Origin of the sequence: Shewanella sp. 10N.286.45.A1 (assembly GCF_041470405.1) — a bacterium.
Classification (GTDB): Bacteria; Pseudomonadota; Gammaproteobacteria; order Enterobacterales; family Shewanellaceae; genus Shewanella.
Window position 1 is genome coordinate 1 of the sequence record NZ_JBFRMK010000031.1, and the last position, 9470, is coordinate 9470.

The 9470-nt window shown below is 45.7% G+C and carries 5 protein-coding genes; 3 read left to right on the top strand and 2 right to left on the bottom strand.

The annotated features are described in order from the left end of the window. Positions 1-285: 285 nt before the first annotated feature. Entirely contained in the window at positions 286-1695 is a 1410-nt protein-coding gene (locus AB4238_RS02600) for an FAD-dependent oxidoreductase (protein WP_372031044.1), read from the bottom strand. 6 nt (positions 1696-1701) lie between these two features. Further along, positions 1702-6150: a glutamate synthase large subunit gene (gltB, locus tag AB4238_RS02605; RefSeq protein ID WP_372031045.1), complete on the bottom strand. Its 4449-nt coding sequence runs from the start codon at positions 6148-6150 to the stop codon at positions 1702-1704. Between the two features lie 487 nt (positions 6151-6637). Here gltB and AB4238_RS02610 point away from each other — a divergent pair, with 487 nt between their 5' ends. From AB4238_RS02610 to oxyR, 3 genes are all read left to right on the top strand, one after another. Then, positions 6638-7558: a TIGR01212 family radical SAM protein gene (locus tag AB4238_RS02610; protein ID WP_372031048.1), complete on the top strand. Its 921-nt coding sequence runs from the start codon at positions 6638-6640 to the stop codon at positions 7556-7558. A gap of 220 nt (positions 7559-7778) precedes the next feature. Beyond that, positions 7779-8144: an Hpt domain-containing protein gene (locus AB4238_RS02615; RefSeq protein ID WP_020913823.1), complete on the top strand. Its 366-nt coding sequence runs from the start codon at positions 7779-7781 to the stop codon at positions 8142-8144. A gap of 229 nt (positions 8145-8373) precedes the next feature. Further along, a complete protein-coding gene (gene oxyR / locus AB4238_RS02620; protein WP_372031046.1) occupies positions 8374-9282 on the top strand; it encodes a hydrogen peroxide-inducible genes transcriptional activator OxyR in 909 nt (302 codons plus the stop codon). The last annotated feature ends 188 nt before the right edge of the window (positions 9283-9470 follow it).

Here is a 9470-nt window from a genome sequence, read left to right on the forward strand (position 1 = left end):
CTGGCTTTTGATAAAACCTGAGACCATTGAAAGCAGGGGGAAATAACAAGGTTATTAAGCATTTTAACGACAGGTATAGATACCGCACTGGTCTTTTAGCGATGATGTTTGTTGAGCATACATGGCCAATTGTATTACATACAGAATTCGGCACTCGCTCAAGTCGGTGTTTTTTTAACTATGTATTAAGTAAAAAAAAGCGCTCCATTCGGAGCGCCAATCACAAACAACTTGTTAATTGCTGACTTTGAAACACTAGGCCTCTAAGCACTATCCGCCTATACGTTAGTCTTCAAGATAGTTAAGGATCCCCATGGCGGCGTCACGGCCTTCGGCAATGGCGGTAACCACAAGATCTGATCCGCGAACCATATCGCCGCCGGCAAACACTTTAGGGTTGCTGGTTTGGAATGGGTTATCGGCAACCTTTGGCGCTTTGACTAAACCCCAGTCGTTAAGCTCAATGTTGTAATCGCCTAACCATTTTGCTGGGCTTGGCTGGAAACCAAAGGCGATAATAATCGCGTCGGCGTCCAATACTTGCTCGCTACCTGCAATAGGCTGTGGACGACGGCGACCGCTGTCATCGGCTTCGGCTAACTCAGTTTCGATACACTCGATACCAACGACTTTGCCGTCAACCGTTTTGATCTCACTGGGTTGGCGGTTAAACAGAAACTCAACCCCTTCTTCGCGGGCATTTTGCACTTCGCGGCGTGAACCGGGCATGTTCTCTTCGTCACGGCGATATGCACAAGTGACTTGAGTGGCACCTTGACGTACGGCGGTACGAACACAATCCATGGCGGTATCACCACCACCGAGAACCACTACACGCTTTCCTTCAAGGCTTAGGTATGGGTTATCAACACATTCGGTGCCCATCACATTGTGGGTATTACCGATAAGGTAGGGCAGTGCTTGATGTACACCTGTCGCATCTTCGCCAACGAGGTTGGCTTTCATCGCGGTGTAAGTGCCCATGCCTAAAAAGACTGCGTCGTAGTTTTCTATTAGCTCTTTAAAGTCGACATCTTTGCCAACGGTAACGCCAAGCTTAAATTCGATACCCATGCCCTCGAGCACGTTGCGGCGAATTTGCATCACCTCTTTGTCGAGCTTAAATGATGGAATACCGTAGGTCAGCAGGCCACCAATCTGTACGTTCTTGTCATAAACAACAGCCTGAACACCGTTGCGAGCCAAGATATCGGCGCAGCCAAGACCTGCAGGTCCAGCGCCAACAATTGCCACTCGCTCTTTGCGGGCGGTCACTTTTGACATGTCAGGACGCCAGCCTTGGGATATGGCGGTATCGGTGATGTACTTTTCGACGTTACCAATAGTGACCGCACCAAACTCTTCGTTAAGGGTACAAGCCCCTTCACAGAGTCTATCTTGTGGGCAAACTCGGCCACAGATCTCAGGCAGAGTATTGGTCTCGTGGACGAGGTCCGCCGCTTCCATAATGCGGCCCTGTTTGGCGAGTTGCAGCCAGTTAGGGATGTAGTTATGCAGTGGACACTTCCACTCACAATACGGGTTACCGCAGTCTAAACAGCGGTCTGCTTGCTCTTTTACCTGTGGTTGGGCAAAGGGCTGGTAAATTTCAATAAACTGCGTAGCACGCTGTTTGGCTGCGTGTTTAGTTGGGTCTTTGCGCCCAACTTCAATAAACTGGAAATCATTGCTCATTATTTATTACCCCGCTCTGACTGCTAGTGCAGGTTCTGGTTGCGCTAACTTTAATAGATCGTCAACTGCAACATTCTTAGGCTTCACCAAAATGAAGCAATCTAGCCAGTTTTCGAAATCATTTAAGATCATCTTGGCATGTTCGCTGTTGGTCTCTTTAACATGCTGCTCAATCAATTCACGCAGATGTTGCTGTTGAATTGGCGATTGTACTTTGTGAGTGTCGACCATCTCAGTGTTAACGCGGCGGTTAAAGTGACCAAATTGATCGAAGATATAGGCAAATCCACCGGTCATGCCTGCGCCGAAGTTAACCCCTGTTTGGCCAAGTACCACTACGATGCCGCCTGTCATGTATTCACAGCCGTTATCACCTAGGCCTTCTACGACAGCAATTGCGCCGGAGTTACGCACAGCGAAACGTTCGCCTGCTTGACCTGATGCAAACAACTTACCGCCAGATGCACCGTACAAACAGGTGTTACCCAAAATGGTTGAACGTTCGGTTTTGAAGGGGCTGCCCAGTGGCGGATAAACTGAAATCTTACCGCCTGACATGCCTTTACCGACGTAATCGTTGGCATCACCGCAAAGCATCAGCTCAAGACCAGGCGCGTTCCACACGCCGAAGCTTTGCCCTGCACTGCCATTAAACTTAAGCGTAACAGGCGCTTTAGCGCCGTCGCGTCCTACATGAGTGGCAATGTAACCAGACAAGCTGGCACCTACAGAGCGGTCGGTATTGTTAATGTTGAAGATTTCACAAATAGGTACGCCTGCGAGTACCGCTTCTTTACAGTCTTCAACTAGGCGTTGATTAAGCTCACCTTTGTCTGATGGCGGATTTGTCTCGCGCCAAGTGACTGCTGAGGTTGCAGGTACTTCAGGTTTATACAGAATTGGCGCTAAATCAAGTGCTTGTTGTTTAGCGGTTTCGCCATCAATCGCACTTAACCAATCGCTACGGCCAACAAGTTGCTCAAATTCGGTGACACCAAGATCAGCCATGTACTCGCGGATCTCTTGTGCGATAAACTCGAAGTAAGTCATCACTCGCTCTGGTAGACCGTGGTAGTGCTCATTACGCAGTTGTTTATTTTGGGTTGCGACACCAGTAGCACAGTTGTTTAGGTGACAAATACGCAGGTATTTACAACCTAGTGCAATCATCGGCACAGTACCGAAACCAAAGCTTTCGGCGCCAAGTAGCGCGGCTTTAATCACATCTTTACCGGTTTTTAGGCCGCCATCAACTTGCAGGCGGATCTTATGGCGCAGGCCATTGGCAACCAGAGATTGGTGCACTTCAGCTAAACCTAACTCCCATGGGCTACCAGCATACTTAACTGAGGTGATTGGGCTTGCGCCTGTACCGCCGTCATAGCCTGAAATGGTGATCATATCGGCGTAGGCTTTAGCAACACCGGTAGCAATGGTACCTACACCGGGTTCAGATACCAGCTTGACTGAAACCAATGCCTTAGGGTTAATCTGTTTTAAGTCGAAGATCAATTGTGCTAAATCTTCGATAGAGTAGATATCATGGTGCGGCGGCGGTGAAATCAGTGTGACACCTGGGCGTGCATTACGCAGCGCGGCTATCTCAACGCTCACCTTATCACCTGGAAGTTGTCCACCTTCACCGGGTTTGGCACCTTGCGCCACTTTAATTTGCAGTACTTCGGCATTGACCAAGTAATGCGCGGTGACGCCAAAGCGACCTGAGGCTATCTGCTTAATCGCTGAGTTACCTTCGCTGTTAAAACGGCGTGGATCTTCTCCGCCTTCACCTGAGTTTGAGCGGCCGCCTAAACGGTTCATTGCTACAGCGAGTGCTTCGTGCGCTTCAGGGCTTAATGCACCAATACTCATGGCTGCGCTGTCAAAGCGAGTGTAAAGGGTTTTAGCGGCTTCAACGTCTTTAACATCGATAGCAGATAAGTCACCTTCGACCTTTATTAAATCTCGCAGGGTCGCAATAGGGCGGTCATCAACCAACTCTGTAAAGCGTTTGTAGTTTACGTAGTCTTGATCACGCAGGCTGGCTTGCAAAGTGTTAACCACATCAGGGTTAAAGCAGTGGTATTCGCCACCTTCAACGTACTTAAGGAGTCCACCTTGGGAAAGCTGTTGATGTGCTCGAAAGGCATTCTTATGTAACAACTGCTGATCTTTCTCTATCAGCTCAAAATTAGCCCCCTGAATGCGACTAATCACGCCGTTAAAGCAAAGGTCAACCACTTCATCAGCTAAACCTACGGCTTCAAACTGCTGGCTACAACGGTAAGATGCCACGGTACTAATACCCATCTTAGACATGATCTTACGCAGGCCTTTATCGATACCTTGACGGAAGTTAAGCATTAAGTCGCGGGTGTTCTCTACGCCGTTGCGCTGGGCAAGATCTGAAATGCACTCATACACCAAGTAAGGGTAGATGGCGGTCGCGCCAAAGCCAAGTAGCACCGCAAAATGGTGCGGATCTCTTGCTGAGGCCGTTTCTACAATAATGTTGGTGTCACAGCGCAGGCTCTTAGTGACCAAAATCTGTTGTACTGCGCCCACGGCCATTGCCGCTGGAATAACCTGTTTAGATTTAGCGGTAGCTCGGTCTGACAGAATAAGTAACGTTGTACCTGTTCGTGCTAGACGCTCCGCTTCGTCACAAATACGCTTAACAGCGGCCTCTAGCCCCTCTTCTAAGTCGTAGTTTAGGTCGACTGTGTTCGCGCGATAGTAAGTGCTATCCAATGCCATTAGCTGATTAAAATCGCTAAAGAGTAGCACTGGTGAGTTGAACATCACGCGGTATGCATGACCGGTTGTTTCGTTAAATAGGTTTTGCTCACGACCGGCACAAGTCGTTAATGACATCACGTGTTTTTCACGCAATGGATCGATAGGCGGGTTGGTGACTTGAGCAAACTTTTGGCGGAAGTAGTCATAGATGGTGCGTGACTTTTTAGACAGCACAGCCATTGGCGTATCGTCGCCCATTGAGCCTGTTGCTTCTTCGCCTTTTTGTGCCAGTACCCAAATGACCTGCTCTAACTCTTCACGTGAATAGCCAAAATGCTTCTGGTACTGCAGCAGTTGATCATCGTTAAATTCGCGTTTGCCTTGATCGTTAGGACCGAAGTCTTCCGCTGGTTTTAATATCTTGCTGTTTTTAGCCATCCACTCTTTGTATGGGTGGCGGCGTTTTAGATCGTTATCGATTTCAAACGACGAGTATAGCTGACCGTTTAAGGTATCAAGTACGAGTAGTTCACCGGGGCCAACGCGACCTTTTTCTATTACTTCATCGGGAGCGTAGTCCCATATGCCGACTTCTGAGGCGAGGGTTAAAATGCGATCTTTAGTGATCACATATCGCGATGGACGCAAGCCGTTACGATCAACGGCACAAGCAGCGTGACGACCATTGGTCATTACGATGCCTGCAGGGCCGTCCCAAGGTTCCATATGCATGGAGTTGAAATCGTAAAATGCTTTAAGCTCTGGATCCATCTCTGGATTACTTTGCCATGCTGGTGGAATAAGCAAACGCATGGCTCGGTAAAGATCCATACCGCCAGCGAGCAGCATCTCTAACATATTGTCGAGCGATGATGAGTCAGAGCCAGTTTCATTAACGAACGGCGCCGCTTGTTGCAAGTCAGGTAACAGCGGTGCATGAAACTTATAAGCACGGGCTTTAGCCCATTGGCGGTTACCAGTAATGGTGTTGATCTCGCCGTTATGGGCTAAATATCTAAACGGTTGTGCCAACGGCCACTTAGGTGAGGTGTTGGTTGAGAAACGCTGGTGGAATAAGCAGATGGCACTTTGTAGACGAATATCTGCCAGATCGCTATAAAAAGCGGGCAGGTCAGCGGGCATCATCAAGCCTTTATAGACGATAACTTGGCCTGAGAGGCTGGCAATATAAAAATCTTTGTCATGACTTAGCTGATGCTCAACACGGCGTCTTGCCATATATAAGCGACGCTCAAGATCTTTTTCGCGCCAGCCAATAGGCGCATTAATCAACACCTGAACTATTTGCGGTTGGCTCGCTTTGCCAATAGGACCGAGTACGTCGGTATTAACGGGCACATCGCGCCAGCCCGCAACACTTAAGGTCTCTGTTTGTAACTCTTGTTCTAGTAGGTGCTTGGTTTGAGACGCTAGCTCTTCATCTTGGCTAAGAAAAAGCATACCCACAGCAAAACGACGGCTTAAGTGCCAGTCATTTTCTGCTGCAATCGCTTTAAAAAATTCTGTAGGTAGTTGCATTAGTAATCCGCAACCATCACCTGTGCGTCCATCTGCGGCAATACCACCACGATGCTTCATGCGGTCCAATCCGTGAATCGCGGTACGTACTATACGGTGACTCGCTTCACCGTCCATTTGAGCAATAAGCCCAAACCCACAATTGTCCCGTTCAAAACTTGGATGATATAAGCTCATTGGTATACTCCTAACCTCAACTGACTACAACACGGGAGATAACGCAAAAATATTCTATAGATATTCACCCGAATCAATCAAATTAACCTTAAGTTTGCTAAAGGTCAAACCAATTTGTTGCATAATATTTAGGCATTACTAGTTAATTCATACGCTTGTATGATTGGGTTAACCTTTACGTAAACTGTAAAATGTTACCTATAACCTTATGAATAAAAAGAATTTTAAATTGCCAGTTTGAAGTTTTTTACTAATTTGTAACAAGCGAGGTGATTGTTGTCGATTTCAAGAAAGTGATTTTTATTGCAAATACAGTGAAATGATAGTCACTTTCATTCTTGACTATTTATGCAGAAGCTACTGTTACTTATCGAATAATGTTTACCAGATAAAGATGACAGTGAAGTTACCGTTATTTGAGCTAGCGCTAATAAATGATTTGAAGAAATGAATAGAATGGCGCAAATTCTTTGGTGGGTGATTGGCTTTGGGCTTGGATAGTTACGTTAAGACGTTTGGCAGTGTGTGTAAGCAGCAGTATGGGGAGCGGATCCGTAAGCTGACGATAGATGCTAAGTTTACCTGTCCAAATCGAGATGGCACCCTTGGTAAAGGTGGCTGCACTTATTGTAATGTCGCATCGTTTAGCCACGAACATAAAACTGAGCTGTCAATTCAAGCGCAGTTAAGCCAGGGGCGTGAGCGCTTATCAACTAAACCCTCTAAGTATATTGCTTACTTTCAGGCGTACACTAGCACCTATGACGAGTACTTAGTATTAAAGCAAAAGTATGATGAAGCGATTCAAGATACCGATATCGTTGGTCTGTGTGTGGGCACTCGGCCAGATTGCGTACCTGATGAAGTGATTGAATTATTGGCACAGTATCAGCAGCAAGGGCTCGATGTTTGGCTAGAGCTCGGCTTGCAGACCGCGAACAATAAAACATTGAAGAAGATCAATCGCGGCCACGATTTTGAAGTCTATGCAGATACCGTTAAGCGTGCTCGAGATCGCGGCATTAAAGTTTGTACTCACTTGATATTGGGGTTACCGGGTGAAGGACATACTGATTACTTAACAACACTTAATAAAGTCCTCGATGCGGGCGTTGATGGGCTAAAGCTACACCCTTTACATATTGTAGAGGGGAGCACCATGGCCAAAGCATGGCGTAATAATAAGATGGAGTTATTAGCGATAGAGGATTACGCCTTTAGTGTCGGTGAACTAATACGTCACACCCCGGAGAATATAATTTTCCACCGGGTCACCGCTTATGCAAAAAAGCCGATGTTACTGGCTCCGGACTGGTGTGCGTTTCGTTGGGATGGTTTAGTCGCTATTGTCGATGATCTAGCTGCAAAAGGTGGTCAAGGTAGCTATTTGAAAACGAACCTTAATTAAGTGGCGTAAGCAACTTGTGATGCAGTTGGAGCTGCGCTAGCAAAAATCTCGACATATCGTATAGAGTGATGTTTTTTGATTAATGAAAAGTTAAGATGAGGTTAAATTAGCAATGAATTTAACTACATATGACACTAGTTGTTGCACCTAGCATTTTAGCGGGTATTATGTGGTAAAATCGTCTTTTTATTACACGGCAATCATTTTGAGAGGTGCCTAAATGGCAACAGCTGAATTAGAATCAATTTTGGATCTTAATACACTGGAGCAGTACTGCAGTGCAATTGGCGCAGGTACGCTACTTAAAAGTGTCGTATTGTTTGAACAGTTAATGCCTGAATATGTCGGTAACTTAGTCAACGCATATGAAGCAAACGATAAAGATACACTTTGTAGTGAAGCTCATAAATTTAAAGGAGCTGCTGGGTCAGTAGGTCTTAAGCGTATCCAACAGTTTGCGCAACTTCTCCAACATGGCGAAGAGGCTGCTTGGGCTGATGAGCATTCAACTTGGTTAAATGAAATTGTTAATTATGGCTCTAGTGATCTGCAAGAGTTAAAGCAATACCTTGAATCAAAAGCATAAGATTTGATTTAAATATAAAAATAGCGCTGTTTAGTTAACTAAACAGCGCTATTTTTTTGCCCACCTATCTCCCTATATAAAGCATAGTTAATCGTTAAGTAGTCATTACTTTATTACGACTGTTTGCGCCGCCTCACATTCTGCTAGATATTTTCAAGGATGCCCTAAGTAATCTATGGTAAAGTTAAATTGAACTATTCGATAAATAATGTCATTGGTAATCTGCTTTATGAAACATCTTCCGAGTTTAAAAAACCTGTTTTATTTGGTTAATTTACATCAAGAACAAAACTTTAATCGCGCTGCAAAAATTTGCCACGTCAGCCAATCAACGCTATCTAGTGGTATTCAAAACCTTGAAGAGCAATTGGGCCATCAACTAATTGAGCGTGATCACAAGTCTTTTATCTTTACCGCAATTGGTGAAGAGGTAGTGTTACGTTCACGCAAATTGCTGACTGATGTCGATGATTTAGTGGAACTGGTTAAACACCAAGGTGAACCTATGACGGGCGAAATCCGTTTGGGTTGTATTCCAACAATCGCGCCTTTTCTTCTCAGTCGAGTGGTTCAGCACTGCAAAGAGGTTTATCCAAATCTCACCCTGTTCCTCAAAGAAGACACCACAGATAGGTTAGTGGATGCGCTTGGTAAAGGCGAACTCGATCTGTTGTTATTAGCCTTACCTGTTGATACTAGCGGTTACCACAGTATGAAAGTGGGTATTGACCCGTTCAAAATGGTGGTGCATGAAGATCTTAGCGAAGCGATTCATGAGCCTATAGATTATCAAGAACTGCCAGACGAAAGTATTTTTTTACTGCAGGCTGAGCACTGTATTACCGGTCATGCTATCAGTGCTTGTCAGTTAGGGGAAAGCACCAAGATTAATCCGTTTGCAGCAACAAGTCTGCATACACTCGTGCAGATGGTTAACTGCAAGTTAGGCACTACATTTTTGCCACAAATGGCGATAGACGCAGGGATCTTAAACAATACTGAACTAACAACTATGGCACCTCCAGGCGACACGCCATATAGAGATATCGGCTTGGTTTGGCGTCAAACCTCGAGCCGGATTCTCACATTTAGAACGCTGGGGTTAGAGATCCAAAAGTTGCTTGAGCAGGAAGAGTAACAGATAAAGACATTAGTTGGGGCTGTTGATCTTTCGAGCTTAGTTTTTGTTCGGTTCTTTACCGTAAGGAATAATGCTTCTAGTACAAGGCTTGAGCGATGAAGCTTCGTTGGCTAAGTGAAAAGCTCATAACCCACTCTAGTCATAAAAGAATAGAAGCATTGGATCGAACCCAAAGGGCAGCGTTT